This is a genomic window from Sulfitobacter mediterraneus (assembly GCF_003054325.1).
Lineage (GTDB): Bacteria > Pseudomonadota > Alphaproteobacteria > Rhodobacterales > Rhodobacteraceae > Sulfitobacter > Sulfitobacter mediterraneus.
The window spans coordinates 351,701-378,596 of sequence record NZ_QBKU01000002.1 but is presented as its reverse complement, the minus strand read 5'-3'; the positions used below and the strand labels follow the sequence as shown (position 1 = coordinate 378,596).

The following is a 26,896-nucleotide window of genomic DNA, read 5'->3' as shown; positions in this document are numbered from 1 at the left end:
CCCTTCGCCTTGGCGCGATGCGTCGCTGGTTAGCTGAGATGGGCAGCGTTGGCAGGCAAATGCGGTTGCGGGTCCGGCGTCACGCCGTGTTGTGTTTTGTCCCAGAAAAACGGGCTCACCACAAATTCATGCAGCGCTTTGAACGCGGCCAGCGCCCCCAGCGGGAAATAGAAGGGCGTGGTGAAGACCCAAGGCATCAGATGGCGATGTCTTTCGCCAGAAGTGGCGATCATCCCGATCAAAAGGTTCAACGTTTCTGACAGGATGAACAGGGTCACCATTGCCCAAAGCATGCCATTGCCCATGGTCATTGGCACCGGATGCGGTAGCCCCGCCAGCGCCAGCCAGAATGACCACAGCAGCGGCGCGGCGGCAAATTGGGCAAAGGTGGCAAGCAGCATGGTCTGCACACCCATAAACCGCAGCCACCCCAGATCGCGTAGCAAGGCCGCCGGATCGCGCATATGCACCGACCATGTGATCAAAAACCCCTTGAGCCAGCGCGAGCGTTGCCGCACCCAAGGCCACGTTCGGCAGTTGGCCTCTTCGAACGTGACGGTATCTATCAGCTCCGTGCGGTATCCGTGCCGGGCCAGCCGCACACCAAGATCGGCGTCTTCGGTGACGTTGTGGGCGTCCCAGCCACAGAGTTTCTCCAGCAGATCCCGGCGGAAAAACAATGTTGTCCCGCCCAAAGGCAACACCAGCCCCAGCCGCGCCACGCCGGGCAAAAGCACCCGCCACCATGCCGCATATTCGATTGTAAAACAACGTGATAGCCAATTTGCGCTGCTGTTGTAATAATCCAGAACCCCCTGCAAACAAGCGACATCCGGCGGGGCAGATTGGAAACGGGTCACAACCTTTTCGATCTGATCGGCCTCGGGCGCATCTTCGGCGTCCCAAACGCCGATGATCGATCCTTGGCAAAAATTCATCGCATAGTTTAGGGCCCGTGGTTTGGTGGTCAATTGATTGGCTTCGGGCACCTCGATCACGCTGATCCATTCGGGCAGGGTGGTGCGCGCCAATGTCTCTCGTGTCAGATCATCTGTGGCCTCAAGCACCAGCACAATTTCGAGCAGCGATTTGGGGTAGGTCAACCGTTCAAGCCGTTTGATCAACGCGCCGGCGATTTCTCGTTCGTGCAACAGCGGGACCAATACGGACACGCGCGGCATCCGAAATGGCACAGTTGGCTGAGTCCGGGATTGGCGCGGCGTCCGGTAGCGGTGCATCAGTTCCGCCCAAAGAGCGGCAGCCTTCAGCGTGGTAGACATCACCAAAGTCACAACCGCCATCAGCATCAACACGCTCAGCGTCCAAAGCGGTGTGTAGATCAGTGCAATCATCAGACCTGCAATGATCGCCACAGCCCAATTGCGCCGCCTTGGTCCGGTGATCTCCCACATGCGGCAGCTTTCTGCGGCGGGCACCTTGCTGGCGGCCTTTTGTGCGAGTTCAGCACCATACAGGCGGTTGATGTGTTGTTTGATCTGCGCAGGTGCGGCGATAGCTGGGAACATCCGCTTTCCAGCGTCGCCCATGCATAGGCGTAACCGGTCAAAATCGCCCGGATCACTGGTGGCGACAAGGACAATGCCATTCAGTGAAATCCACGGAACCACCTGAAATTGCAGGCAAATCGAGGCGGGTAGATGATGGGCCATCAAAAAGGTCGGGGGCTGTTCATCCAGATCGGCCAATTGCGCTGCCGATTGGCGCGACAGGGCCAGCAAAACCTCGTCGCGCGTGGCTAATCCTTCGGCAACAAGCACTTCGCCCAAGGGCGCATCGACATGCCGCTGAAGATCCAGCGCATGGATCAAATCCCGATCCCCGATCACCCCCGCCGCCATCAGGTGTTGCCCCAAAGGCAGCCTTTGTGTGACCGGGCCTGCGATCTGCGGGTCAGTCAGCGCCAACCGAAGATTGCTCATAACCAAATAACCTAACCTGAGACACAGGTTAGCTTTGGCCAAACAGGGTTAATTTTCCCTTAACCAGAGTAAACTCTAGCCCAAAACCGGGTCGCAACGCGCCTCAGGCGCGGTTTTCCATCGCGTCGGCAAAACGCTCGAACAGGTAAAAACTGTCCTGTGGCCCGGGGGAGGCTTCGGGGTGGTGCTGCACCGACCAGACCGGGCGATCCGCCAGACGAATACCACAGTTGGACCCGTCAAACAGCGACACATGGGTTTCCACTACCCCTTCTGGCAAGGTCTGGGCATCCACGGCAAAACCGTGGTTCATCGAGGTGATCTCAACCTTGCCGGTGTCGTTGTCCTTGACCGGATGGTTGGCGCCATGGTGGCCGTGGCTCATCTTGATGGTTTTGGCACCCAAAGCCAGCGCAAGCATTTGATGCCCAAGGCAGATACCAAAAACCGGCAGATCTGTCTTGTCCAGCACATCGCGGATCATGGGCACGGCATATGCGCCTGTTGCCGCCGGATCACCGGGGCCGTTGGACAGGAAAACCCCGTCAGGATTATGCGCCATCACATCATCATAGGATGCCGTGGCGGGGAGCACTGTTACATCACATCCAGCCGAGGCAAGGCAGCGCAGGATGTTGCGTTTTGCACCATAATCAACCGCGACAACCTTGTATTTGGGGTTCTCATTTGGGGCATAGCCATCAGGCCAGGCCCAGCGGGTTTCATTCCAGCGGTAGGATTGGGCGCAGGTCACTTCCTTGGCCAGATCCATGCCTTCCAATCCGGCAAAGGCGCGGGCCTTGGTCACCAGATCTTCAATGTCGAAATTGCCCTCCGGATCATGGGCGATGGCCACATGTGGCGCGCCGCTTTGCCGGATGGCGCGGGTCAGGCGGCGGGTGTCCACGCCACCAATGGCGATGCGGCCCCGCGCCGAGAGCCATTCCGACAAGGTCTGCACGTTGCGCCAGTTGCTGGGGTCCGTCGGCATCCATTTGACCACCATGCCCGCGGCAACCGGATCACCGGTCTCGTCATCCTCGGGGTTGGTGCCGGTATTGCCGATATGGGGAAAGGTGAAGGTCACGATCTGGCCCGCATAGGACGGGTCGGTCATGATCTCCTGATAGCCGGTCATTGCTGTGTTAAAACAAAGCTCTGCAACCGTTTCACCGGTGGCACCAAAGCCCATGCCGTAGAAAATTGAACCGTCCGCCAGTACAAGACAGGCAGTCGGGCGAGGTGAAGTGGGCGCGGACATGGGCAGCCTCCGGGCGGGATGTGTATGGATAAATCTGCGCGAACCTAATGCCGGGGCGGGCTGTGGTCAAGCCTTGTTGAAAAATGAGATTTCGTTGAAAAACAATATCTTAGATGCTTTGATGCCCATTGCCTGCCGCGCAGTCTACAGGTATGGTCCGAAGCTTAGTATCGATCAGAGCACAGGACCGACCCCATGACTTTGCGCACCCGCATCTCAGATGCCCTTAAACAAGCCATGCGAGACAAGGCGGCAGCACGGCTTTCGACGCTGCGCCTGATCAATGCGGCAATCAAGGACAAGGACATCGCCAGTCGCGCCACCGGCAGTGACGATGGCGCAAGCGAGGCCGAAGTTCTGGCGATCCTTGGCAAAATGGCCAAACAACGGATGGAATCGGCGCGGGCCTATGAAGAGGGCGGGCGTCTGGATCTGGCAGAGCGGGAGCGTCAGGAAATCACCGTGATCGAAGAATTCCTGCCGCGGCAGCTTGACGATGCCGAGGTTGAAGCCGCGGTTGAGGCGGCAATTGCAGAGGTCGGTGCCTCCTCCATCCGGGATATGGGCAAGGTCATTGGCCTGCTCAAAACCAAGTACACCGGGCGGATGGATTTTGGCGCTGTTGGGCCCAAGGTGAAGAACCGTCTGGGTTGAGTTGTCCACAAGGCAGCGTTTGGTACTTACATTATTCTTAACAATGGCTTGATGGCGTCACCTCATGCGCCGCATGAGGTGTTTGTCCACAGGCATTAGCGCTTAATTTTCTGGCTTCTGTGCGATCAGAAACACGGCTTTACGCTTGCCGGGCCGCCAGCAGGTATGGATCTTCAAGCCCGCATCCTGCACCGCGCTTTCCAGTTCACGTTTGCGCAAGAAGTTGATGCGCGGGAGCAAGCCAACCGCCCGTCCGGGCCATGCGATCAGTTTGAATGCAGACATCCCTTCGGACATGCAGATGGTGCTGGTCACGAGATAGCCACCGGGGGCCAGCATATCGGCCATGTTGGCAATCACCTTGCGATGATCCTTGACCAGATGCAGCAGGCTATGGGCCATGATCATGTCATAGGGTTGATCAGGGTGCGGGACATCCTCGGCGGCACATTCGACAAAGGTGATGTTGGACACCGAAGCATTCCATGCCTTTTCACGGGCAATATCCAACATGCCCGATGACAGGTCCGTCGCTGTGATATGCGCGACATTGGGCGCATGATGAATCGCCGTAGACCCGGTGCCACAGCCAATCTCAAGCACCTGCATGTCTCGGCGCATCAATGCTGCGGTTTCGCGCAGCTTGCGTTCATAGTTTTCAACGTCGGAAATGGTGCTGCGGGCATAGCCGGGGGCCATACGATTCCAGAACCGGCTTTCGGGGTGAGGTTTGCTGAGATTGGTCATTGGAGGTCCATGCATTTGAGGCTTGCGGATTGGCTACATCATAAGAAAATTTTGGGGAATTGACTAAATCTGGTGAATTGCTATGCAAATTTGTATGGATTGGCGATTGATCAATTTCGATTGGAACAGGGCGCGGGCGTTTTTGGTCACCGCCGAAGAAGGGTCGCTGTCTGCCGCGGCGCGGGCGCTTGGCCTGACGCAGCCGACCTTGGGCCGGCAGGTGGCCGCGCTGGAAGAAGAACTGGGAGTGGCCTTGTTTGAGCGGGCCGGGCATGGGCTGATGCTGACGCCCTCTGGGCTTGAGATGATGGATCACGTGCGCGCCATGGGGCAGGCCGCTGGCGGGCTGTCGCGTGTGGCATCGGGGCAATCGCAGACAGCGGAGGGGCTGGTCAGCATCACCGCCAGCGAGATCCTGTCGGTCTATAATCTGCCGCCTGTTTTGGCCAAGTTGCGGCAGGCGCATCCGGGCATTCGCATTGATATCGTGGCCAGCAATGAGTTGCGGGATCTGCGCCGCCGCGAGGCCGATATCGCCCTGCGCAATGTCCGGCCCACCGATCCGCAATTGATCGCCCGAAAGCTGCGCAATGGGCGGGCCAGCCTCTATGCCGCGCGGAGTTATGTGCAGGCGCAGGGGCCGTTTGAAACGCTCAAGTCTCTGGTGGCGGCCGATTTTATCGGCTTTGCTGACAATGATGTCTTGATTGACGGCTTGAACGCGGCGGGCGTGCCGGTGACAGCAGACAACTTTGTTCTGACCAGCGCGACCCATCTTGTGCAATGGCAAATGGTTCAACAGGGGCTTGGTATCGGGATCATGACCGACGATGTGGCGGCGCAGACGGCGGATGTGGTGCAGTTGATGCCGGGGATTGATCCTTTTGAGATCGAAACTTGGCTGGTGGCGCACCGCGAGTTGAGCACAAGTCGGCGGATGCGCATTGTGTTTGATTATCTGGTTGAGGCGCTTGGCTGATCGGGAGGCAGACGGCGTTGCAGGTCTTCAAAAAGGGCGATGCGTTCGTCCTCGGACAGGAAGGCACCGATCTCGACCTCGCGCCCCTTGCCGCGCAGGGTCACGTAATGCGGGACCGGCCCGTCGCTGTCGTATTTCGTGACCTGAGCCCAATAGCGGTTGCATTCCCAGTCTTTCACATCGCCTTTTGCCGTGGTGTGGCGCAGGTGGGTCATCTCCTGATCGAGGGTCAGCACCTCTTCGATCAGGCGGGATTTGTGATTGCGTTGCAGGGCAAAGTACATCCCCGCCACCGCCAGCAGGACAAAGGGCAACAAACCCCACAGCAGCGCCGTGCCCAGCAAGGGCAGGGTCGGGATGAGGATCAGCGTGAACGTCACGAGGATGAAACCGGCAAAGCCGCGTGGCGGCAGCGATTGGTGCGGCCAAAGGCGCAGTTGCTGGGGTATCTCGCCGGGCTGTGTGGTCCATTTGTAGGGCATTGGATCCGTGCCTTTGATTGCGTGGAAGGCCAAAGATAGCGGTGCGCGGCGCCGGGGCAATGCGGCACGGCGCAGCAGCGTTCAGGTGCCGATCAGATCCCAGCGATTGCCAAAGATATCGCGGAACACGGCGACGGTGCCGTAAACCTCGTGGCGCGGTTCTTCTTCAAAGGTGACGCCAGCCGCCAAAAGCCGCGCATGATCTTCGGCAAAATCATCGGTTTGCAAGAACAACCAGACGCGGCCCGCACCTTGATCACCAATCGCGGCGGTCTGCCGCGCGTCCGCCGCCTGGGCCAGAATGAACCCCGCACCGCCGCCGGGCGGTGTGACCCGGACCCAACGTTTGTGCCCCTGATCAATATCTTCGCTGAGTTCAAACCCCATTTGCCCGCAGTAAAAGGCAATGGCGGCATCATAGTCGGGGACAATCAAGGTCAGGGCAGAAAGGCGCATGGCATGTCAATGCAAGGTTCGCGCCAGATGATCAAGGCAGGGCATGTAGGAAGGCAGGATCAGTTGCACGCAGCCGCACCAGCCCCCATATTGCCCCTATGCAGCCAGACCCAAACCTCAGCAGTCATGACGCCATCGCCGAATGGCTTGTCCTTCAGGGCATCTATGGAACCTCGCAGGAAGATCTGCTCGAAGGGTATTGCACCCGGATACTACAGGCCGGATTGCCGGTGCAGCGGGTGCATGTGGCACAGCGGGCCTATCATCCCGAGTATGGCGGTTTTGGCTATAACTGGCAGCGCGATGCCGGCATGGACCGCGCTTCCTATGAACACACAGAAGCACCGCTGGACGTCTGGTTGGCCAGCCCGCTTTATTATCTGCTGAGCGTAGATGAAGCCGATTTGCGGATCAGCCTCGAAGACGGCGACCCGCCCGCCCGGTTTCCGTTTCTGTCCGAATTGAAAGACCGCGGGTGTACCGACTATTTTGCCGCCAAGGTCAGCTTTGAACAGCCGCGCAATTCGCTGGCCACCAACCCGGACGATCCTGCCGAGGGATTGATGATGTCCTGGACCAGCGACAGCGAAGGCGGGTTTTCAGCTGAAAATCTTGCCACCTTGCGCCGGTTGTTACCCTACTTGGGGTTGGCGCTGAAATCGGCGTCGAACCGGCAAATGGCCAGCGATATTGTACAAACCTATCTGGGCGCGGACGCCGGCGAACGGGTTTTGTCGGGCGACATCGTGCGCGGCTCGTCCGAGACGATACATGCGGTGATCTGGTATTTCGATCTGCGCGGCTTCACCAAACTGTCGGAACGGATTGCCGGTCACGCGGTCATTGATATGCTTAACGACTATTTTGGCGAAGTTGTCGGGCTGGTCGAAGGGCACGGCGGTAACGTCTTGAAATTTATGGGCGATGGCCTACTTGCGATCTTTGACTGTAGCAAAGATGCGGGGGCGGTGGACAACGCGCTGGAGGCGGCGATCCAGGTGGGAGAGCGGATGGCGGCGGTCAGCGCCCGGCGGGCAGCAGACGGTTTGACCACCACCGATTACTCTCTCTCGCTGCATGTTGGCGATGTGCTTTATGGTAATATCGGCGGCAAGGCGCGGCTGGATTTCACGGTGATCGGCGCTGCGGTCAATCAAACCGCCCGCATTCAGGGCATGTGCGGGCCGTTGGATCGCAATTTTATCATGTCCGCGCAGGTCGCGCGGCAGGTGACAAGCCGCAAGGCGCAGGTGGTCTCGCTTGGCCCCTATATGCTGCGCGGGGTCGAAGGGCCGCAGGAATTGTTCACGCTTTATTTGGGCAGTTAAACGCAGGGCGGCGGTGAACCGCCCCGCTGATGTCCCTTATTCCAACTCGACCAACAGGTCTTTGGCGTCGATCTGACCACCGGCTTGCACATGCACGGCTTTGACAACCGCGTCACGCTCGGCGTGGATGCCGGTCTCCATCTTCATCGCTTCGATGGTCAAAAGCAGATCGCCCGCATGCACGGTTTGCCCGACCACAGCCCCGACAGAGGCCACAACCCCCGGCATTGGTGCGCCGATGTGATTGTCATTGCCCGCCTCCGCCTTTGGCCGTTGCAAAGTCGTTGATTTGACCAGACGGTTCGGCACCCGGATCACACGTGGCTGGCCATTGAGTTCAAAGAACACCTTAACTTCGCCATCCTCGGTGGTCTCGCTCATCGCTTGCATGCGAATTTCGAGGGTCTTGCCGGGGTCAATCTCGGCAGAGATTTCTTCGCCCGGTTCCATGCCGTAAAAGAACGTCTGCGTGGGCAGGGTGCGGACCGGGCCATAGCTGCGGTGGCGTCCCATGTAATCAAGGAAGACCTTGGGATACATCAGATAACCGCAGAGATCCTCATCGTCGATGGCCATGCCGTCCAGCTCTGCCGACAGCTCGGCGCGGACGGCTTCGAGGTCAACCGGCTCAAGGTGTTTGCCGGGGCGTTCGGTGTTGGGCGCTTCGCCCTTGAGCACCTTTTTGACGATCCCGTCAGGGAAGCCGCCGGGAGGCTGGCCCAAATTGCCGCGCATCATGTCGATGACACTGTCAGGGAAGGCCACATCGGTTTCGGGGTCTTCCACATCGGGGCGGCTCAACCCTTGGGACACCATCATCAGGGCCATGTCACCCACAACCTTGGAGGAGGGCGTCACTTTGACGATATCACCAAACATCTGGTTCACATCCGCATAGGTGCGGGCAACCTCGGGCCAGCGGTCGTCAAGGCCAAGCGAGGCGGCCTGCGCTTTGAGGTTGGTGAACTGACCGCCGGGCATTTCGTGCAGATACACCTCGGAGGAAGGGGCCTGCATGCCGGTTTCAAAGGCGCTGTATTGGCCGCGTACGGCCTCCCAATAGTCGGAGATTTCGCGCACCGCGTTCATATCCAGCCCGGTGTCACGGTCGGTGTGTTTGAGCGCCTCAACCACAGACCCAAGCGTCGCCTGAGAGGTGTTGCCGCTGAGCGCGTCCATGGCGCAATCCACCGCATCCACGCCTGCGTCCGCTGCGGCCAGAATGGTGGCGCTGGCGATGCCGGCGGTGTCATGGGTGTGGAAATGGATCGGCAGACCCACCTCGGTCTTGAGCGCCTTGATCAGCACCCGCGCCTGCGCCGGTTTCAGCAGCCCGGCCATATCCTTGAGGCCCAGCACATGGGCGCCCGCGGCCTTCAGATCCTTGCCCATCTGGACATAGTATTTCAGGTCATATTTGGCGCGGTTCGGGTCAAAGATATCGCCGGTGTAGCAGATTGTGCCTTCGCAGACCTTGTTCGCCTCAACCACCGCGTCCATCGCAACGCGCATGTTCTCCACCCAGTTCAGGCTGTCAAAGACGCGGAACACATCAACACCGGTGTCGGCGGCTGTGGCGACAAATTTCTGCACCACGTTGTCCGGATAATTGGTATAGCCCACGCCGTTGGAGGCACGCAGCAACATCTGGGTCATCACATTGGGCAGGGCGGCACGCAAGTCGCGCAGGCGTTGCCACGGGCATTCCTGCAAGAACCGGTAGGCCACATCAAACGTCGCGCCGCCCCAGCATTCCATCGAGAACAGCTGTGGCAGGTTGGCGGCATAGGCCGGGGCGACCTTGATCATGTCATGGCTGCGCATCCGCGTGGCGAGCAAGGATTGGTGGCCGTCGCGCATCGTGGTGTCAGTGATCAACAACTGGCGTTGTTGGTCCATCCAATCGGCCACGGCTTGCGGGCCTTTTTGTTCCAACAGGTTGCGTGTGCCCATCATCGGCTCTGCCGTGGTGGCAGGCGGTTTGGGGTCGCGCAATTGCACCGGCGGGCGCGGGGTTTCCTTGGTTTCAGGATGCCCGTTCACGGTGATGTCGGCGATATAGGTCAAAACCTTGGTGCCACGGTCCTTGCGCTTCTTGAACTGGAACAGCTCGGGCGTCTCGTCGATGAATTTGGTGGTGTATTCATTGCTCAAAAACGTCGGATGTTTCAGCAGGTTTTCCACAAAGGCAATGTTGGTGCTGACGCCGCGCACACGGAATTCGCGCAGGGCGCGGTCCATCCGCGAGATGGCTTTTTCCGGGGTCGGTGCCCAAGCGGTGACCTTGGTCAGCAGGCTGTCATAATAGCGGGTGATTACCCCGCCCGCATAGGCGGTGCCGCCATCAAGGCGGATGCCCATACCGGTGGCCGAACGGTAGGCGGTGATACGGCCATAGTCAGGGATAAAGTTGTTGAGCGGATCTTCGGTGGTGACGCGGGTTTGCAGGGCGTGACCATTGAGGCGGATCTCGTCCTGGGCGTTTTTGCCTGTGGCCTCGGCAATGGTCTTGCCTTCGGCGATCAGGATTTGTGCCTGCACGATGTCGATACCGGTCACCTCTTCGGTGACGGTGTGTTCCACCTGTACGCGCGGGTTCACTTCGATGAAGTAGAATTTGCCGGTTTCCATATCCATCAGGAATTCAACGGTGCCTGCACATTCATAACCAACATGGGCGCAGATTTTGCGGCCCAGCTCGCAAATCTCTGTGCGTTGGTCTTCGGTCAAGTAGGGGGCAGGAGCGCGTTCCACGACCTTTTGGTTGCGGCGCTGCACCGAACAATCGCGTTCAAACAGGTGGTAGATTTCCCCGTGTTTGTCGCCCAGGATCTGTACCTCGACGTGGCGGGCGCGGATGATCATCTTTTCCAGATAACCCTCGCCATTGCCAAAAGCTGCTTCGGCCTCGCGGCGGCCTTCGAGCACTTTTTCCTCAAGCTCGGCCTCGCCGTGGATCGGGCGCATGCCGCGTCCGCCGCCGCCCCATGACGCTTTGAGCATCAGCGGATAGCCAACCTCGGCCGCTTCGGCGCGGATCGCATCCATGTCATCGCCCAGAACTTCGGTGGCCGGAATGACCGGAACGCCGGCCTCCATGGCCACGCGGCGGGCCGATGCCTTGTCGCCCAATGCCCGCATGGTTTCGGCCTTGGGGCCGATAAAGGTGATGCCGTTGTTTTCGCAGGCATCGACAAAATCGGGGTTTTCCGACAGCAGGCCATAGCCGGGATGGATCGCATCCGCACCGGATTCCTTGGCCACGCGGATAATCTCATCAATCGACAGGTAAGCGGCCACTGGCCCCATGCCTTCGCCAATGCGGTAGGCCTCATCCGCCTTGAACCGGTGCAGACCCAATTTGTCCTCTTCGGCGTAGATGGCCACTGTTGTCTTGCCCATCTCGCTGACGGCGCGCATGACGCGAATGGCAATTTCGCCGCGGTTGGCGATCAGGACTTTGGAAAAATCGGGCATGGGGCAGATCCTCGACGATTGAATTTCGCCGCACTTTAAGGATGCTGCGATGCAGCGCAATCCCTCCTGCGACGGTTTTGTAACAATTGCGAAAGGTTTCGTAAGGATTGACGCGGGGCGCAAGCTGCCGCGGCGTCAATTTTTCCTTTACGGGGCTGGTTTTACAGGATTTTCCGTTAGCGCCATCGGGGCGGGCAGGTTTTTTAGGTCTGTCGCACCCAATTGGCCCATATTGGCGCTGAGGTCTTTGGAAAGCAGATCAATCAGGTGATCAACACCCTTTGGACCAAGTGCTGCAAGCGCGAAATGAGCAGCGCGGCCCAGCATGACATAATCCGCGCCGAGGGCCAGCGCACGCAGGATATCGAGGCCGCTTTCCACGCCGCTGTCAAAGATCACCGGCAGGTTTGTTGCGGCGCGAATGCCCGGAAGCGCGGCGATGCTGGAGGGGGCACCGTCGAACTGGCGGCCCGCGTGATTGGAGACCCAGATGCCGTCAACACCAAGGGTTTGCAGCTGTGCTGCATCTTCGGGGCGCAGCACGCCTTTGATGACAAAGGGACCGTCCCAATGATCGCGCAGCCATTTGACGTAGTCCCAATCCGGCGCCGTGCGCAGCAGGTAACCCACATGGGCGGTGGGCGACAGATTGGCGGTGGCGTCGCTGGTGTATTTGTCCAGCATACGCATATGCGGCATGCCGCGCCGGACCATACCCATGGCCCAGGCCGGGCGCATCGCCACCTGAGCCATCAGGCGGGGCGTCAGCCTTGGCGGATTGGTCAAGCCCGAACGCACCTGCCGTTCGCGGCGGCTGGCCACGGGCACATCCACGGTCAGGATCAGGGTGTTGAACCCGGCGGTTTTCGCCCGCTCCAGCATATCCTTGCGGATCTCGGGATCGCGCGGCGGATACATCTGGAACCAGCCGTGGTCTCCGAGGTGCGGCGCGAGGTCTTCGGGGCTTTGCGTGGCGACCGTTGACAGGGAATAGGGAATGCCTGCCTTGGCCGCCGCGCGGGCGAGGTGGCCTTCGGCATCTGGCCAGATCAGGCCGGACATGCCAATGGGCGAGAAGCCAAATGGCAGCGGGAGCGTCTGGCCAAAGAGGCTGGTGCTCAAATCCGGTGTAAATTCGCCCCCCAGCACCGCAGGCATCATGCCGATTTGGTCGAGGTCCGAACGGTTGCGGGCTTTTGTCGCCTCATCTCCGGTGCCGCTGTCGAGGTATTCCCAGACAAATTTGGGAATCCGTCTTTGGGCGCGGCGGCGCAGGTCAGACAGGGCGGGGTAAGTGGCGTGCAGATCCATAGATGCATTTGCGCGAAGGATGAGGCACTTGTCTAGCGCCAGTTGGGGGCCAGCCCGCAAACAAGACAACATTGGGGGCCAGCCCCCAAACAAGACGACATTGGGGGCCAGCCCCCAAACCCCCGGAGGTATTTCGGGCCAAAAAGGGAGATGGGTTGGGAAAAATTGGGGGGAACATCCCAAGAACATGGGTTTTCCTGTGCGGTGAAAGCGGGTAGGTTAACCGCCATGAGCAGTTTTGATGAAATGGACGCCTTTGAAGGCGCATCTTTGTCCGCACGTGCAATGGCGGCGCGGCCCCAGCCTTATCTTGACGGGCTGAACCCCGCGCAGCGGGCAGCGGTGGAGCAGATGGACGGGCCGGTGTTGATGCTGGCTGGTGCGGGAACGGGCAAGACCAAGGCCCTGACCGCGCGGATTGTGCATCTGATGAACACCGGGCGGGCGCGGCCAAACGAGATTTTGGCGGTCACATTCACCAACAAGGCGGCGCGGGAAATGAAAAACCGCGTTGGGCATATGTTGGGTCAACAGGTTGAGGGGATGCCCTGGCTTGGCACCTTTCATGCGATCTGTGTGAAACTGTTGCGGCGACATGCGGAACTGGTTGGTTTAAAGAGCAATTTCACCATTCTGGACACCGATGATCAGCTGCGACTGCTGAAACAGTTGATCCGTGCCGAAAGCATCGACGACAAGCGTTGGCCGGCGCGGATGCTGGCGGGGATCATTGATGGCTGGAAGAACCGGGCGCTGACACCAGGCAAGGTGCCGGCGGCGGATGCGGGTCTGTACAATCATCGCGGAACAGAGGTTTATGACCAGTACCAGCGGCGTTTGAAAGAGCTGAACGCGGTGGATTTTGGTGACCTGCTTTTGCATATGGTCACGATTTTTCAGACCCATCCGGATATTCTGGAGCAATACCAGCGCTGGTTCAAATACATCCTTGTGGACGAATACCAAGATACCAACGTGGCCCAATATCTGTGGCTGCGTCTGCTGGCGCAGGGGCATCGCAATATCTGCTGTGTGGGCGATGATGATCAGTCAATCTATGGCTGGCGCGGGGCCGAGGTGGGCAATATCCTGCGGTTTGAGACGGATTTTCCCGGTGCGCATGTGGTCAAGCTTGAGCAGAATTACCGCTCCACGCCGCATATCCTTGCCGCTGCCTCTGGCGTGATTGCGGGCAATGAGGGGCGTCTGGGCAAGACCTTGTGGACCGAGGCAGAGGACGGCGAGAAGGTGCGCCTGATTGGTCATTGGGACGGTGAGGAAGAGGCCCGCTGGATCGGGGATGAGATCGAGGCGATGCAGCGCGGCACCCGCGGGCAGGACGCGATCAGCCTTGATCATATGGCGATTCTGGTGCGGGCCAGCCATCAGATGCGCGCCTTTGAGGACCGGTTCTTGACCATTGGATTGCCCTATCGGGTAATCGGCGGGCCGCGATTTTATGAACGTTTGGAAATTCGCGACGCGATGGCCTATTTCCGTGTTGTGACGAGCCCTGACGACGATCTGGCCTTTGAGCGGATTGTGAACACGCCCAAGCGCGGGCTTGGTGACAAGGCGCAGCAAAAGATCCAGGTTACGGCCCGTGAACATGGCACCAACCTTGTGGAAGGGGCGCGGATCTTACTGGCTCATGACGGGTTGGGCGGCAAGGGCGGTGCGCAGCTGCGCCTGTTGGTGGATGGCATTGACCGCTGGGGCCGGATGGTGGGCGATGAGGCGATGTCTCACGTGGAATTGGCCGAGATCATTCTCGACGAAAGCGGCTATACCGGCATGTGGCAGAACGACAAAACGCCCGAGGCGCCGGGGCGATTGGAGAACCTCAAGGAACTGGTCAAAGCACTTGAGCAATTCGAGAATCTGCAAGGATTTCTCGAACATGTCAGCCTGATCATGGACAATGAAAGCGATGACGGCGGCGCAAAGGTGTCGATCATGACCCTGCATGCGGCCAAGGGGCTTGAGTTTCCTGCGGTGTTCCTGCCCGGCTGGGAGGATGGTTTGTTCCCCTCACAGCGGTCGATGGACGAAAGCGGGATCAAGGGATTGGAAGAAGAGCGGCGGCTGGCCTATGTCGGTATCACGCGGGCCGAGGCGATTTGTACGATTTCCTTTGCCGCGAACCGGCGGGTGTTTGGGCAATGGCAAAGTTCCATGCCGTCGCGGTTTATCGACGAATTGCCAGAGGAAAACGTTGAGGTGCTGACGCCTCCGGGTCTTTATGGTGGGGGCTTTGGCGCGGCGATGCCGACCAGCAATCTGCATGATCAGGCGGCCGAGGCGAATGTCTATAACTCGCCGGGATGGCGGCGGTTGCAGGCGCGGGCCGGGGAGCGGGGCATGAGCCAGCCCAAAGAGACCCGTAATGTCACAATCGATATGAACGCGGTCAGCAGTTTCACGATGGGCGAACGGGTGTTCCACCAGAAATTCGGCTATGGTGCGGTGATCGGGATTGAAGGCGACAAGCTGGAGGTCGAATTTGAAAAAGCGGGCACAAAGAAAGTTGTGTCCCGCTTTTTGTCAGGTTGCGATGATGTGCCGTTCTAAAGTCTGATCAATCGGGGGAATGGGTGTCGATGACACGGCATTTGTCCAATCCCTTGGACTGCGCCCATTTGCGCCCCTCGATGCCAAGTGATGCCAAATCCCTTGCGCTTTGAGCGTTGCAATAGGCTTTGGCGGCTTCGTTTGCTTCGGCCGCGTTGGGCCAGCCAAAAGACACGCCATAGCCGTTTGCCCCGTTGATCGCGAAAGCGCCGAATTTTCCGTTCTTCTGGCGTTTGGGATACCGGGTATTGAATTCCTTGGCTGTGCGTTGGCTGAGCCCGCCGAGTTGGGTTGCGTTTGGATCGGTGCCTTTGGGGTAAAGCAGCGCATAAAGTTTGCAGGTTTTACCCTCTGATACGATCTCGCAGCCCTTTTTGGCAGCCGCTTTGGCCGTGTCCAGGTTGTGGAAATTACGGGTCCAGAAAAAGTTGTCGGTGCCGGGGACCACATAAAACGCGCCGAAATAGGCTTTCTTTCTGCTGTAATTCTTGAGCGCTTTGCGCTGACCGGTGGTCAATTCAACACCGGGTACTTTTGCCATGTTTACGGCATTGCCAAAGGTTTTGACCTCCGAAATAGCCGGGCCTGCAAACACAGCAGCACATAAAAACACAAATGACATGCGGGATAGGCGCATAAAATTCTCCTCTCGCTTGAACTGACTATAATAATGCTGGACAAAACTTATTTTGCAATTCTAAATTATCGTGTAACAATAATTATTATGGGTACAGCATGACAAAGATACGTCGATTGTCCACATTTGCCTTGATCTGCATTTTGCCGATGCTGGTCTATTATCCCTATGAGGCGCTCAGTTGGAATCTGGATCTGTCATTTCTGGACTGGGGGCGCTGGACACGAAATGACCGCTGGGTTGACCCCTATGCAGAGATCCCCCTCACGACGCGCATTGTTTTCTTTTGCGTCTGGCTTGTGCCGACTGCCTTGGGGTGGCTGGCCTATGCAACGGGCGCGTCAATGCTTTGGCTGCTTCGCGGGGGTACGGTTTTTGATTTTCGTATCGCAAACCGGTTGGTTTGGGTGGGGCTTTTGATCTTTGGCTCTGCGACCGCTTCGCTTTTGGCAGGTGCGGTTAGCCCGATGATACGCTCCTGGCACAATGCGGGTGGTCATTTGCCCCTGCGGTTCTGGTACGACAGCGGCAATATCGGTCTGGCCTTTAGTGGATTGGCGTTCTTTTTTCTTGGGCTGGTGATGCGCGAAGCCATTCGGATCGCCCGCGAGAATGAGGAGTTTATCTGATGCAGATCATCGTCCGGCTTGATGTGATGTTGGCCAAACGCAAGATGAAGTCCAAAGATCTGGCCGAAGCGGTGGGGATCACCGTGCAAAACATGAGCTTGCTCAAGTCCGGCAAGGTCAAAGGGGTGCGGTTTGAAACGCTGGCCAAGATTTGTGAGGTGCTGGAATGCCAGCCCGGAGACCTGCTTGAAGCGGCGCCCTGAGGTCACCTCTGCCCCCGAAAACGAAAAACAGCGACGCCTTGGGAGGAAGGCGTCGCTGTTTCTATGTCGGCCCGAAGCGTCGAGGGAGGGTCGGCTTCGGGTCTATGCGCAGGGTCACGCAGCATCAGGGAGGAGGAAGGTGATGCGGACCTCTGCTTTGGACGCAAGGGCAGGGAGGTGCGCTGCGTCCAATCTGGGTGTCTTAGACGCGGGAGGCTTCGAGCGAAACGCGGCGCAGGTCAGAGCGGTTCAGGCCCAGATCGGCCAGTTCACGGTTGCTCAGGGCGCTGAGTTCATCAAAGGTTGCGCGGTAAAGACGGTGTTGTTTGTAACGTGTTGCTGCGCCTTCGAAAAATGCACCGATTTGTGCAAATACGGAAGGGTGAGCGGCGGTTGTTGTGTTCATGTATGCCATCGGGGCACCTCGTATATGTTTGACGTTATCGTCTTGTCTGATGAGGGGTACATACGCCTTTCCCAGAGCCTTACAACGGTTGTAAGGGCAAACCCGATATGCAGTTTTTGCATGGGCGACGCAGGGGCAACCTATTGTTATTAAAATGGAAACGAACGGCGGTGCGGATGACGCGCTGTGCGGTTGTCGGGTGCAACTGTTTTGGAGAGGGGGGAGAGGAGAAAGAAAGGGCGACGACATTAGGGAGGAGGAAAATGTCGCCGCCAAATTCAAACAAGCCCGGGAGGAGGTAGGCTTGTTTGGTAACTTTCTCAAGGCACCTTGCGGCGTCCTGATGCATTCAAGATGGGGTAAATGCTGCATCTGCACAATAATTAAATTTGCAATGCTGCCATGCAGCAATCGCATGGATTGCAACGGACCACTTGCGCGGCGCGCAGAACCATCGCGCAAAACGCCGCGCCCCTCTTGTGATTTGGGCAGAACCTGCCATTTCAGGATCAAACAAGAGGAGAGTTCGCCATGTCCATCACCAAAGCCGAGGTAGAGGCCGCGCTGGCCCGTGTGGCCCTGCCGGATGGCAAAAGCATTCTGGATCACGATCTGATCCGTGCATTGACGATCGACGGGGATGTGGTGCGCTTTGTGATTGAGGCGCCAAATGCTGATGTGGCCCGTTCCATGGCGCCGCTGCGCGATGCGGCAGAGAAGGTCGTGGCGGATTTGCCCGGTGTGTCTCAGGCCACTGTGGCTCTGACGGCGCATGGCCCGGCGGCGAAACCCGCAGCGCCGCCATCGCTTAAGGTCGGCGGCCACCCCAAGCCGCAGGACGGTCCAACCAAACCCTCTGGCGTGAAACGCATTTTGGCCATCGGATCGGGCAAGGGCGGCGTTGGCAAATCCACCGTCAGCACCAATCTGGCTGTGGCGCTGGCACGGGCCGGGCGCAAGGTTGGTCTTTTGGATGCCGACATCTATGGGCCCAGCGTGCCGCGCATGATGGGTATCAACAAAAAGCTCGCCAGCCCGGATGGCAAGACGATCATTCCGTTGCAGGCCCATGGGGTCACGCTGATGTCCATCGGGTTCATGATGGAAGAGGGCAAGGCCGTAGTCTGGCGCGGACCAATGCTAATGGGCGCCTTGCAGCAGATGCTGGGTCAGGTGGAGTGGGGCGAGCTTGACGTGCTGCTGGTTGATTTGCCGCCGGGCACCGGCGATGTGCAACTGACCCTCTGCACCAAATCTGAGCTGACCGGTGCGATTGTGGTCAGCACCCCGCAGGACGTGGCCCTGATCGATGCCCGCAAGGCATTGGACATGTTTGGCACGCTCAAGACACCGGTGCTGGGACTGATCGAGAATATGTCGATGTTTGTTTGCCCTGATTGCGGGTCTGAGCATCAGATCTTTGGGCGCGGCGGTGTGGCGGATGAGGCGGAAAAGATCGGCGTGCCATTGTTGGGCACCTTGCCGATTGACCTTGAAACCCGGCTTGCAGGCGATGGCGGCACACCGGTGGCGGCGGGCGACAGTGCGATGGCCAAGGCTTATGGGCAGATCGCCGAAGGCTTGATCAAAGGTGGCATGGCCTAAGCGCAGTAGGCGCATATTACCCCAATGTGCGCCTTTCGATCAGGTGGCCATATAGGGTTGTCAGCACTGAGACGAAGACCAGGCCTTCGATCAGGTAAACACAAGCAGCGATCAGAGCTGAGGCCACGGCGGCCTCAGGCAAGATCATTGCGGCCAGACCGTTGATGCCGATGTTGATCGCCGCCAACAGGGCCGCAACCCCCCAAAGCGGGCCGGCAATGGGTGCCGTTTCGCGCCAGCTTTCAAAGATCCGCATAGAGTGACCCAAAGCGGCGGCGGGCAACACAACGGAGAGCCGCAGCGCAATCCAAACAAAGACCACACCGGACAACAGCCCAATGATCAGGCCCAGAAAGGCGCTGCCACCCAGACCTGCGGTCATGCCGATCACCGCGCCAAGGGCCGCGGTACCAATGACGATGGGAACCGTGGCAAGCAATTGCATCAGCCCGACAAGGATCGCCCGCCAGACATAAGACAGCACAATCGACGGGGTCGGGCGCAATTCATCGACATTGTCTGTCCCGCTGAGCAAGACATGCCGGTGCCACAGGATCGCCATCAGCACATACCCCAGCAAAGCACCAAGCCCGAATACCGCGAGCAATCCAATCTCGCCCGCAGAGGGCAGGATCATATCCTCAGGGTCCGCTTGCAGGGCGGCGATGGTATCGGGCAACAAGACCACGGACGCCAACGTGCTGCCCAGCACCAGCAGGATGGCAGGCATCACAACTTTGAACGTTGTGCCGGTTTCGAACACCAACATGCGAATGGCATGTGAAATCAGCGCCAGTGCGGTGGTCATCTCAAACTCCTTTGCCAAAAATCCCGTAATGCGGGTCGGCCCGCCTGTTTTGGCGGTTTGGCGCGGTGGACGCAAGGTAAGGCAGGATTTACCGCCGGTTAGGCGGGCAGAGCTGGGATCAGATGGCACACATGGGATCTGATGGGATCGCCTATGGGAATGGATGGGCCATTCGCGGATCGGCGGCGCGGAATTTGCCCGAAACCTGCTGAAACCGAATCAATTTCACGGGAATGAGGTTGAAATCTGGCTTAGTTTACAGATATCTATGAGAACAAGAAGTGAACATTGCATGTGGATAAGTTTGTGGGTGAAAATTTCTGGGAAATTACCCCACCTTTTTCAATTTGCTCGGTCGCTACTATATGTAGTGTTTCGAGCGTCGCTTACTGCAAGTTGAGCCAATTTTTCGAAGCTGAAACTCTCTAAATCTTGTTTTTGGACCTTGTGCAAAACCATATATTGTGCGGATAGGGCGTAAAAAATGTAGACACCCATGATTTCCCGTGGCATCCCTTGTTCATCGGATGAGAACGGGACACGGGGCACCAAACGACCCCAAACAATAAAAACCACGCAGGTTTCATACAGGCCCTCGATTTCATCAGACCAAGAGATCCGGCGCGCGAGCGAGCAGACATCCCCCCAGGTGGCGCGCGCAGTCGGACTTCCCCGCAACAGCGGGACGAGGGCGGCGGGTTGATCAGTGGCAGCAGATCAACCCGCCGTTTCCATTTCAAACACCGGGGGACATTCGCGGGGGCGCGACAACAGCAAGGCGCAATCAAGCGCAGGCAGGACAAAGACAGTGAGCCGCAGGTTCAGAGGCGAGAGCCAACACAAGGTCGATACGAAGGGGCGGGTGTCTATCCCGGCCTCTTTTCGCCGTGTGCTTGAGGCTGGCGACCCGAACTGGAAGTCGGGCGACAACCCCGAACTGGTCATTGTCTATGGCGATCACCGCCGCAGCTATCTGGAATGCTATACAATCGACGCCATCAACGAGGTGGACGATAAGATCGACGCGCTGCCGCGCGGATCTATGGAGCGTAAGATGCTTCAGCGTCTGTTCCACGGGCAGTCTTTTCCCACCAATGTGGATGAAACCGGGCGTTTGGTCCTGCCGGCCAAACTGCGCAAAAAGATCGAGCTGGATAAAGAGGCCTTCTTTATCGCGGCAGGTGACACCTTCCAGATCTGGAAGCCCGAGACCTACGACACCGTAGAGCGGGCAAAAGAGGAAGAGTGGTTAGATGAATTGCCCGAGGACTTTGATCCTCTGGTCTTTCTGGACGGAAAGTCGGGGGAGTAACGGATATGGCTGCTGCGGCCACTGATCATCCCTCTGCCCCACACACCCCAGTATTGTTGCGCCCGTTGTTGGCGGCTGTTGCGCCGGTTGAGGGCGTTTGGCTGGACGGCACTTTTGGCGCTGGCGGCTATACGCGCGGCCTGCTTGAGGCGGGCGCGGATCGTGTGATTGGCGTGGACCGTGATCCGCTGGCCTTTGAGATGGCGGCGGAATGGGCGGGCGATTATGGCGACCGCATCGTGATGCAGCAGGGCGTGTTTTCGCGGATGGATGACTATGCGCAGGATCTTGATGGCGTTGTGCTGGATCTTGGGGTGTCCTCGATGCAGCTAGATCTCGCGGAACGCGGGTTTTCGTTTATGAGGGACGGCCCGCTGGACATGCGGATGTCACAAGACGGGCCATCGGCGGCAGATCTGGTCAATGAGGCCGAAGAAGAATTGCTGGCCAACATTCTGTTTCAATACGGCGAAGAACGCGCCAGCCGCCGCATTGCCAAGGCTATTGGCCGTGCGCGTGCCGAGGCGCCGATCACCACCACGCTCGAGCTGGCATCGCTGATCGAAGGGGTTCTGCCGCGCAGTAAACCGGGGCAGTCCCATGCCGCCACGCGCAGCTTTCAGGCGCTTCGGATTGCGGTGAACGATGAATATGGCGAATTGTTCCAAGGCCTTATGGCCGCCGAGCGGGCGCTGAAGCCCGGCGGGCAATTGGCCGTTGTTACCTTTCATTCTGTAGAAGACAGAATGGTCAAACGGTTCCTGACCGCGCGGTCAGGCGGGGGCGGCAACGCAAACCGCTATGCCCCCGAGATGCAGCGCGACGCGCCGCAGTTCACCGTGAAATCGCGCAAGGCGATTGGACCGGATGCCGAAGAATTGGCAGACAACCCGCGCAGCCGCTCGGCCAAGCTGCGGGTGGCGACACGCACCGACGCGCCCTCGGGCGGCGTTGATGCAAAATCCATCGGGATGCCGATGGTAAAGGGGCTCTGATCATGCGAGCGGTGTTATACATCCTGACGTCTTTGGCGGTGATCGGTCTGGCCTTCTGGGCCTACCGCGAGAATTATGCGACCCAATCGGCACTGAGTGAGGCAGACAAACTGCACGCCAGCATCCGGCAGGCCCATGCAAGGCTGGCGGTGTTGCGGGCCGAGTGGGCCTATCAGAACCGTCCGGACCGGTTGCGCGATTTGTCGGTGATCAACTTTGACCGGTTAGGCCTGCTGCCCTTGCAGCCTGATCAGTTCGGTCTGGTGGATCAGGTGGCCTATCCGCCTGCGCCGCTGTTGCCGATCACCAACCCGGTGGATGTCTCCACCATGAACTCTGGCACTTCTTCTCAGGATGATCCGCTATGATCCGCACGCCGCTCCGCCCGCTTGCCCGTATTCTGGATGCCCGCCTGAAGGGCGAAAACCCCGATGCGATTGAACGCGAGAACAAGCGTATCCGCCATGAGCAGATGCGCGATCAGTCGCGGCAACGCGCAGAGGGGCGGTTGTTGATCATGGGCGTGTGTTTCTTTTGCGCGTTCTCCGTTGTTGGCGGGCGTATGGGCCTTTTGGCGATGTCCGAACCGGTTGAGCCGCGCACCCATGCGCCGGGCGCCGTTATTTCGGCCAGCCGTGCTGATATTGTCGACCGCAACGGCAGCCTTTTGGCGACAAACTTTGACACCCATGCGCTTTATGCCCAGCCGCGGCATATGGTGGATCCCAATGCCGCCGCCGAAGGTCTGGTCAAGGTCTTCCCCGATCTGGATCTGGCGCGGCTGAAAAAAGACTTCTCCGGCAAGCGTAAGTTCTTGTGGATCAAAAAGAAAATCAGCCCGGAGCAGATGCAGGCCGTGCATGATATCGGTGATCCCGGTCTGCTGTTTGCGCCGCGCGACATGCGGCTTTACCCCAATGGCAAGCTGGCCGCGCATGTGATGGGCGGTGCCAGCTATGGCAAGGAAGGCGTGCATGCCGCCGAGGTGATCGGCGTTGCGGGTGCTGAAAAGTACTTTGACAAATACCTGCGCGATCCGGCCAACGGGAACAAACCGTTGCAACTGTCGCTGGACCTAACGGTGCAGGCCGCAGCCGAACAGGTGCTGTTTGGCGGTATGAAACTGATGAATGCCAAAGGCGCGACATCGGTATTGATGGATGTGAAAACCGGCGAAGTGATCAGCGTGGCGTCTTTGCCAAGTTTTGATCCCAACGACCGCCCGCGCCCTGCTGTTGAGGGCGATGCCTCTGACAGCCCGCTGTTCAACCGGTCTGTGCAAGGTGTCTATGAACTTGGCTCGACCTTCAAGATCTTTGCCGCCGCGCAGGCCGTTGATCTGGGGCTGGTGAATCCGGACACCGTGATCGACACCAAAGGCCCGATGAAAGTTGGCGGTTTCCGCATTGGCGAGTTCCGCAACAAGAACTACGGCAAGCTGTCTGTCACTGACATCATCGTCAAATCCTCGAACCGAGGCACCGGGCGGATGGCGCTGGATATTGGCGTGAAACGCCAAAAAGAGTTCCTCAAAAGCCTCGGGTTCTTTGAACCGACAGGCTTTGAGATTGTCGAGGCCGCAGGGGGTAAGCCCTTGTTGCCAAAGAAATGGACGGATCTGTCCAGTGTGACGATCTCTTACGGGCACGGGATTTCCACCAGCCCGATGCATCTGGCGGCGGGTTATGCGGCCATCGCCAATGGCGGTTTCAAGGTGGAACCGACATTGATCAAACAACCTCGAACCAAGATGGGCGAGCGGGTGATGTCCTCCAGCGCGGCCAAATCGGCCCGCATGATGTTGCGCAAGGTCGTCAGCAAAGGCACCGCCAGCTTTGGTGAGGTGCCGGGCTATCACGTGGGCGGCAAGACCGGCACAGCCGACAAACCCAAGCCCACGGGCGGCTATTATGAGGACAAGGTGATCGCCACTTTTGCCTCGATCTTTCCCGCGCATGATCCCAAATATGTGCTGATCGTAACGCTGGACGAACCTGTCGAAAGCTCGGGTGATAAACCGCGCCGCACTGCCGGTTGGACGGCGGTTCCGGTGGCGGCAGAAATGATCCGGCGTGTGGCGCCGCTGTTGGGGGTGCGACCAACTGTTGAACCTGCAAACAACGCTGTGCTAACGCTGACCAGCAGCAACTGACAAAAGACATTCCTATGGCCAGCCCGTGCGTTTCCCTCTCCTCCCTTGGTCTGACGGCGCGGGGTGGCGCCAATCCTGACATTACGGGTATCGCTGTGGACAGCCGCGCAGTGAAAGAGGGCTATTTGTTTGCCGCCATGCCCGGCAGCCGGGTGCATGGGGCGGAGTTTATCCAATATGCCCTGCGCATGGGCGCGGTTGCGGTTCTAACCGATGCTGAAGGGGCTGAGATTGCCGCAGAGGAACTGGCCGCTGCTGGCGCTGCCGTGGTCATCACAGACGCCCCGCGCGAGGCTCTTGCCCTGACCGCTGCAATTTGGTTCGGTGCCCAGCCCAAAACCATGATCGCGGTCACGGGCACCAATGGCAAAACCTCGGTCTCGACATTCGTGCGGCAAATCTGGATCGAGATGGATCTGCCAGCGGTCAATCTGGGCACCACCGGCGTTGAAGGCGCATGGGCGGCCCCGTTGGCCCATACCACGCCAGAGCCGATCACCCTGCATCGCACGCTGGCTGAGGCTGCGCTAAACGGGATCACCCACGCCGCGATGGAGGCCTCGTCACATGGGTTGGATCAACGGCGGCTTGACGGTGTGACCCTGCGGGCGGCTGGATTTACCAATTTCACTCAGGATCATCTGGACTATCACGAAACCTTCGAGGCCTATTTTGACGCCAAGGCCGGGCTGTTTTCGCGGGTTCTGCCCGAAGATGGCACGGCGGTGATCAACATTGACGATCCCAAAGGCGTGGACATGGCCGCAATTGCCAAGGCGCGGGGGTGCGAGGTGATCACCGTGGGCCGCGATGGCGGTGATCTGCATCTGACGGCACAAAGGTTTGATGCCACGGGTCAAGATCTGCGGTTTGATTGGCGCGGCAAGACCTTTCAAAAGCGTCTGAACCTGATTGGCGGCTTTCAGGGCGACAACGTGCTGCTGGCGGCGGGGCTGGTCATCGCTTGCGGTGGTGATCCGGCGGATGTGTTTGACACCATTCCGCATCTGACCACAGTGCGTGGCCGGATGCAGCTTGCCGCCACCCGCGACAATGGCGCAGCGGTGTTTGTCGATTTTGCCCATACGCCTGATGCGGTGGCGACTGCTCTGGCGGCAATGCGGCCGCATGTGATGGGGCGGTTGATTGCCATCGTTGGGGCAGGCGGCGATCGCGATGCAGGCAAACGCCCTTTGATGGGGGCCGCAGCGGCACAAAACGCCGATTTGGTGATTGTGACCGATGACAACCCGCGCTCCGAAGATCCGGCGAGCATTCGCGCAGCGGTTTTGCAAGGCGCGCCTGAGGCAACCGAAGTGGGCGACCGCGCCGAGGCGATCCTGCGCGGGGTCGATATGTTGGGGCCTGGGGACGCTTTGCTGATTGCTGGCAAAGGCCATGAAACCGGGCAGGTCGTTGGCGATGACATCCTGCCTTTTGATGATGTGGAACAGGCCAGTGTGGCCGTTGCGGCACTGGACGGGAGACTGGCATGACACTTTGGACCAGCGCAGAGGCGCAGGCGGCAACGGGCGGTACGGCGCAGGGCGTTTGGTCTTGCACAGGCATCTCCATCGACACCCGCACGCTTGAACCGGGTGATTTGTTTGTGGCGCTTAAAGATGTACGCGACGGCCATGACTTTGTGGCGAATGCCTTGGCCAAGGGCGCAGCGGCAGCATTGGTCAGCCGCGTGCCAGAGGGCGTGGCGCCGGATGCGCCTTTGCTGATTGTTGAGGACGTTTTGACCGGTCTGGAACAGCTTGGCGTGGCAGCGCGAGCACGGACCGCCGCTAAAGTTGCCGCAATCACCGGCAGCGTTGGCAAAACTTCGACCAAGGAAATGCTGCTTTCGATGCTGGGGGATCAGGGGCGGACCCATGCGTCCGTCGCCAGTTACAACAATCATTGGGGTGTGCCGCTGACGTTGGCGCGGATGCCGCAAGACACAGAATTTGCGATCATCGAGATCGGCATGAACCACCCCGGCGAGATTGCACCGCTGGCCAAAATGACCAAGCCGGACGTGGCCATGGTCACAACTGTTGCCGCCGCGCACCTGGAGGCCTTCGAGGATGTGGCTGGTATCGCCGTCGAAAAGGCATCGGTGTTCGAAGGATTAGCGCCGGGCGGCGTTGCTGTGATCAACACCGATATCGAACATGCCGCGATCCTGATGGCCAAGGCCGTTGATTGCAAATTGCGCGATGTGGAATTTGGCACCCATGCGATGCATTTCAAATTGAACGACGTGCAGGTATTGGCCGACACAACCGTGGTGCAGGCCGAAGCCAATGGCACGCCGCTGTTGTTCAAAATCGCAACACCGGGGCGGCATTTTGCGATGAACGGGCTGGGCGCATTGGCGGTGGCCGAGGCAATGGGGGCCGATCTGGCCCTGGCGGCGCAATCGCTGGGCCGCTGGTCACCCTACAAGGGGCGGGGCGTGCGCGAGACGGTGCAGCTTGATCCGGTAGAAAACCACCTGACGCTGGATCTGATTGACGACAGCTACAACGCCAATCCGACGTCGATGGCGGCCTCGCTTGAGGTGCTGGCCGCCTCTGCCGTGGGGCAAAATGCGGTTCACAACCGGGCAGGGCGGCGCATTGCCATTCTGGGCGATATGAAAGAGCTGGGCAGCGACGAGATCGCGCTGCATGCGGGACTTGCGCATCTGGAAGCGATGGAAAACGTCGATGTGGTGCATTGCATCGGGCCGCTGATGAAATCGCTCTACGATCTTTTGCCCGAACACCGGCGCGGCGACTGGATGGAGAGCTCCGCCGAGATGCTGACCGGGCTCACGGGACGGTTGCATGCCGGTGACGTGGTGCTGGCCAAGGGATCACTTTCGATGAAACTGGGCGCTGTTGTTGACGCCATACGCAAAATGGGCCATCGCAACGGCCAGAGTTGAACAGGGCCACGCGGCCCTTGGAT

23 protein-coding genes are annotated in these 26,896 nt (G+C 59.0%); 13 read left to right on the top strand and 10 right to left on the bottom strand.

Going from position 1 to position 26,896, the window contains the following annotated elements; all coding sequences use genetic code 11:
- Positions 1-29 precede the first annotated feature (29 nt).
- Positions 30-1,940, bottom strand: a complete 1,911-nt coding sequence (locus C8N31_RS04930) for a glycosyltransferase family 2 protein (protein ID WP_025048835.1) — start codon at positions 1,938-1,940, stop codon at positions 30-32.
- 103 nt (positions 1,941-2,043) lie between these two features.
- A complete protein-coding gene (carA, locus tag C8N31_RS04925) occupies positions 2,044-3,201 on the bottom strand; it encodes a glutamine-hydrolyzing carbamoyl-phosphate synthase small subunit (RefSeq protein WP_025048836.1) in 1,158 nt (385 codons plus the stop codon).
- A gap of 195 nt (positions 3,202-3,396) precedes the next feature.
- Between carA and C8N31_RS04920 the strand changes: the two genes are divergently transcribed.
- On the top strand, positions 3,397-3,855 hold the full coding sequence (locus C8N31_RS04920; protein ID WP_025048837.1) for a GatB/YqeY domain-containing protein: 459 nt from the start codon (positions 3,397-3,399) through the stop codon (positions 3,853-3,855).
- A 102-nt stretch (positions 3,856-3,957) separates the two neighbouring features.
- Here C8N31_RS04920 and C8N31_RS04915 read toward each other — a convergent pair whose 3' ends face one another.
- The gene (locus tag C8N31_RS04915) at positions 3,958-4,602 is read right to left on the bottom strand and encodes a class I SAM-dependent methyltransferase (RefSeq protein ID WP_025048838.1); all 645 of its coding nucleotides are present in this window, start codon (positions 4,600-4,602) and stop codon (positions 3,958-3,960) included.
- A 94-nt stretch (positions 4,603-4,696) separates the two neighbouring features.
- Here C8N31_RS04915 and C8N31_RS04910 point away from each other — a divergent pair, with 94 nt between their 5' ends.
- Positions 4,697-5,581: a LysR family transcriptional regulator gene (locus C8N31_RS04910; protein ID WP_025048839.1), complete on the top strand. Its 885-nt coding sequence runs from the start codon at positions 4,697-4,699 to the stop codon at positions 5,579-5,581.
- On the opposite strand, the gene C8N31_RS04905 is transcribed toward C8N31_RS04910, so the two are convergent.
- Positions 5,557-6,063 (bottom strand): DUF2244 domain-containing protein, encoded by a 507-nt coding sequence (locus C8N31_RS04905; protein WP_025048840.1) that lies wholly within the window; start codon positions 6,061-6,063, stop codon positions 5,557-5,559. The two genes, C8N31_RS04910 and C8N31_RS04905, sit on opposite strands and share 25 nt — an antisense overlap.
- Positions 6,064-6,144: 81 nt before the next feature.
- Positions 6,145-6,519, bottom strand: coding sequence for a VOC family protein (locus tag C8N31_RS04900; protein WP_025048841.1), 375 nt, complete (start codon positions 6,517-6,519; stop codon positions 6,145-6,147).
- Between the two features lie 98 nt (positions 6,520-6,617).
- Between C8N31_RS04900 and C8N31_RS04895 the strand changes: the two genes are divergently transcribed.
- Entirely contained in the window at positions 6,618-7,847 is a 1,230-nt protein-coding gene (locus C8N31_RS04895; RefSeq protein WP_025048842.1) for an adenylate/guanylate cyclase domain-containing protein, read from the top strand.
- Positions 7,848-7,883: 36 nt separating this feature from the next.
- Here C8N31_RS04895 and C8N31_RS04890 read toward each other — a convergent pair whose 3' ends face one another.
- The gene (locus tag C8N31_RS04890) at positions 7,884-11,324 is read right to left on the bottom strand and encodes a pyruvate carboxylase (RefSeq protein ID WP_025048843.1); all 3,441 of its coding nucleotides are present in this window, start codon (positions 11,322-11,324) and stop codon (positions 7,884-7,886) included.
- 147 nt (positions 11,325-11,471) lie between these two features.
- A complete protein-coding gene (locus C8N31_RS04885; protein WP_025048844.1) occupies positions 11,472-12,635 on the bottom strand; it encodes an alpha-hydroxy acid oxidase in 1,164 nt (387 codons plus the stop codon).
- A 228-nt stretch (positions 12,636-12,863) separates the two neighbouring features.
- Between C8N31_RS04885 and C8N31_RS04880 the strand changes: the two genes are divergently transcribed.
- Positions 12,864-15,206: an ATP-dependent helicase gene (locus tag C8N31_RS04880; protein ID WP_025048845.1), complete on the top strand. Its 2,343-nt coding sequence runs from the start codon at positions 12,864-12,866 to the stop codon at positions 15,204-15,206.
- Positions 15,207-15,213: 7 nt separating this feature from the next.
- Here C8N31_RS04880 and C8N31_RS04875 read toward each other — a convergent pair whose 3' ends face one another.
- Entirely contained in the window at positions 15,214-15,843 is a 630-nt protein-coding gene (locus tag C8N31_RS04875) for a hypothetical protein (protein ID WP_037918691.1), read from the bottom strand.
- A gap of 98 nt (positions 15,844-15,941) precedes the next feature.
- Here C8N31_RS04875 and C8N31_RS04870 point away from each other — a divergent pair, with 98 nt between their 5' ends.
- Positions 15,942-16,472 carry a hypothetical protein gene (locus C8N31_RS04870; RefSeq protein ID WP_146173104.1) on the top strand — a complete coding sequence of 177 codons (531 nt, stop codon included), beginning with the start codon at positions 15,942-15,944 and terminating at the stop codon, positions 16,470-16,472.
- Complete coding sequence (locus C8N31_RS04865; protein WP_025048848.1) at positions 16,472-16,675, top strand: helix-turn-helix domain-containing protein; 204 nt, start codon at positions 16,472-16,474, stop codon at positions 16,673-16,675. The genes C8N31_RS04870 and C8N31_RS04865 overlap by 1 nt, the downstream gene beginning before the upstream one ends.
- A 202-nt stretch (positions 16,676-16,877) precedes the next feature.
- On the opposite strand, the gene C8N31_RS04860 is transcribed toward C8N31_RS04865, so the two are convergent.
- A complete protein-coding gene (locus tag C8N31_RS04860) occupies positions 16,878-17,090 on the bottom strand; it encodes a DUF1127 domain-containing protein (protein WP_025048849.1) in 213 nt (70 codons plus the stop codon).
- Between the two features lie 522 nt (positions 17,091-17,612).
- Here C8N31_RS04860 and C8N31_RS04855 point away from each other — a divergent pair.
- A complete protein-coding gene (locus tag C8N31_RS04855; protein ID WP_025048850.1) occupies positions 17,613-18,686 on the top strand; it encodes an Mrp/NBP35 family ATP-binding protein in 1,074 nt (357 codons plus the stop codon).
- A 16-nt stretch (positions 18,687-18,702) separates the two neighbouring features.
- On the opposite strand, the gene C8N31_RS04850 is transcribed toward C8N31_RS04855, so the two are convergent.
- Positions 18,703-19,494: a hypothetical protein gene (locus C8N31_RS04850; RefSeq protein WP_146173103.1), complete on the bottom strand. Its 792-nt coding sequence runs from the start codon at positions 19,492-19,494 to the stop codon at positions 18,703-18,705.
- Between the two features lie 808 nt (positions 19,495-20,302).
- Between C8N31_RS04850 and mraZ the strand changes: the two genes are divergently transcribed.
- The 6 genes from mraZ to C8N31_RS04820 are packed head-to-tail and all read left to right on the top strand — an operon-like array spanning position 20,303 to position 26,873.
- Positions 20,303-20,806 carry a division/cell wall cluster transcriptional repressor MraZ gene (gene mraZ, locus C8N31_RS04845; RefSeq protein WP_107992347.1) on the top strand — a complete coding sequence of 168 codons (504 nt, stop codon included), beginning with the start codon at positions 20,303-20,305 and terminating at the stop codon, positions 20,804-20,806.
- Between the two features lie 5 nt (positions 20,807-20,811).
- Entirely contained in the window at positions 20,812-21,801 is a 990-nt protein-coding gene (gene rsmH, locus C8N31_RS04840) for a 16S rRNA (cytosine(1402)-N(4))-methyltransferase RsmH (protein WP_025048853.1), read from the top strand.
- A gap of 2 nt (positions 21,802-21,803) precedes the next feature.
- Complete coding sequence (gene ftsL, locus C8N31_RS04835; protein WP_025048854.1) at positions 21,804-22,169, top strand: cell division protein FtsL; 366 nt, start codon at positions 21,804-21,806, stop codon at positions 22,167-22,169.
- Positions 22,166-23,953, top strand: coding sequence for a peptidoglycan D,D-transpeptidase FtsI family protein (locus tag C8N31_RS04830; protein ID WP_025048855.1), 1,788 nt, complete (start codon positions 22,166-22,168; stop codon positions 23,951-23,953). Before ftsL ends, C8N31_RS04830 begins: the two co-directional genes overlap by 4 nt.
- Positions 23,954-23,967: 14 nt before the next feature.
- Positions 23,968-25,449 (top strand): UDP-N-acetylmuramoyl-L-alanyl-D-glutamate--2,6-diaminopimelate ligase, encoded by a 1,482-nt coding sequence (locus C8N31_RS04825; RefSeq protein ID WP_025048856.1) that lies wholly within the window; start codon positions 23,968-23,970, stop codon positions 25,447-25,449.
- Complete coding sequence (locus tag C8N31_RS04820) at positions 25,446-26,873, top strand: UDP-N-acetylmuramoyl-tripeptide--D-alanyl-D-alanine ligase (protein WP_025048857.1); 1,428 nt, start codon at positions 25,446-25,448, stop codon at positions 26,871-26,873. Before C8N31_RS04825 ends, C8N31_RS04820 begins: the two co-directional genes overlap by 4 nt.
- The last annotated feature ends 23 nt before the right edge of the window (positions 26,874-26,896 follow it).

Excerpts from the sequence above, each read along its gene's own strand:
- C8N31_RS04920 (WP_025048837.1), top strand. The coding sequence starts at position 3,397 with ATGACTTTGCGCACCCGCATCTCAGATGCCCTTAAACAAGCCATGCGA.
- C8N31_RS04880 (WP_025048845.1), top strand. The coding sequence starts at position 12,864 with ATGAGCAGTTTTGATGAAATGGACGCCTTTGAAGGCGCATCTTTGTCC.
- ftsL (WP_025048854.1), top strand. The coding sequence starts at position 21,804 with ATGCGAGCGGTGTTATACATCCTGACGTCTTTGGCGGTGATCGGTCTG.
- C8N31_RS04870 (WP_146173104.1), top strand. The coding sequence starts at position 15,942 with ATGACAAAGATACGTCGATTGTCCACATTTGCCTTGATCTGCATTTTG.
- C8N31_RS04900 (WP_025048841.1), bottom strand. The coding sequence starts at position 6,519 with ATGCGCCTTTCTGCCCTGACCTTGATTGTCCCCGACTATGATGCCGCC.
- C8N31_RS04915 (WP_025048838.1), bottom strand. The coding sequence starts at position 4,602 with ATGACCAATCTCAGCAAACCTCACCCCGAAAGCCGGTTCTGGAATCGT.
- C8N31_RS04890 (WP_025048843.1), bottom strand. The coding sequence starts at position 11,324 with ATGCCCGATTTTTCCAAAGTCCTGATCGCCAACCGCGGCGAAATTGCC.
- C8N31_RS04850 (WP_146173103.1), bottom strand. The coding sequence starts at position 19,494 with ATGACCACCGCACTGGCGCTGATTTCACATGCCATTCGCATGTTGGTG.
- C8N31_RS04825 (WP_025048856.1), top strand. The coding sequence starts at position 23,968 with ATGGCCAGCCCGTGCGTTTCCCTCTCCTCCCTTGGTCTGACGGCGCGG.
- C8N31_RS04830 (WP_025048855.1), top strand. The coding sequence starts at position 22,166 with ATGATCCGCACGCCGCTCCGCCCGCTTGCCCGTATTCTGGATGCCCGC.
- C8N31_RS04875 (WP_037918691.1), bottom strand. The coding sequence starts at position 15,843 with ATGCGCCTATCCCGCATGTCATTTGTGTTTTTATGTGCTGCTGTGTTT.
- C8N31_RS04895 (WP_025048842.1), top strand. The coding sequence starts at position 6,618 with ATGCAGCCAGACCCAAACCTCAGCAGTCATGACGCCATCGCCGAATGG.
- C8N31_RS04855 (WP_025048850.1), top strand. The coding sequence starts at position 17,613 with ATGTCCATCACCAAAGCCGAGGTAGAGGCCGCGCTGGCCCGTGTGGCC.
- C8N31_RS04910 (WP_025048839.1), top strand. The coding sequence starts at position 4,697 with ATGGATTGGCGATTGATCAATTTCGATTGGAACAGGGCGCGGGCGTTT.
- C8N31_RS04885 (WP_025048844.1), bottom strand. The coding sequence starts at position 12,635 with ATGGATCTGCACGCCACTTACCCCGCCCTGTCTGACCTGCGCCGCCGC.
- rsmH (WP_025048853.1), top strand. The coding sequence starts at position 20,812 with ATGGCTGCTGCGGCCACTGATCATCCCTCTGCCCCACACACCCCAGTA.
- C8N31_RS04865 (WP_025048848.1), top strand. The coding sequence starts at position 16,472 with ATGCAGATCATCGTCCGGCTTGATGTGATGTTGGCCAAACGCAAGATG.
- C8N31_RS04860 (WP_025048849.1), bottom strand. The coding sequence starts at position 17,090 with ATGGCATACATGAACACAACAACCGCCGCTCACCCTTCCGTATTTGCA.
- C8N31_RS04930 (WP_025048835.1), bottom strand. The coding sequence starts at position 1,940 with ATGAGCAATCTTCGGTTGGCGCTGACTGACCCGCAGATCGCAGGCCCG.
- C8N31_RS04820 (WP_025048857.1), top strand. The coding sequence starts at position 25,446 with ATGACACTTTGGACCAGCGCAGAGGCGCAGGCGGCAACGGGCGGTACG.
- carA (WP_025048836.1), bottom strand. The coding sequence starts at position 3,201 with ATGTCCGCGCCCACTTCACCTCGCCCGACTGCCTGTCTTGTACTGGCG.
- C8N31_RS04905 (WP_025048840.1), bottom strand. The coding sequence starts at position 6,063 with ATGCCCTACAAATGGACCACACAGCCCGGCGAGATACCCCAGCAACTG.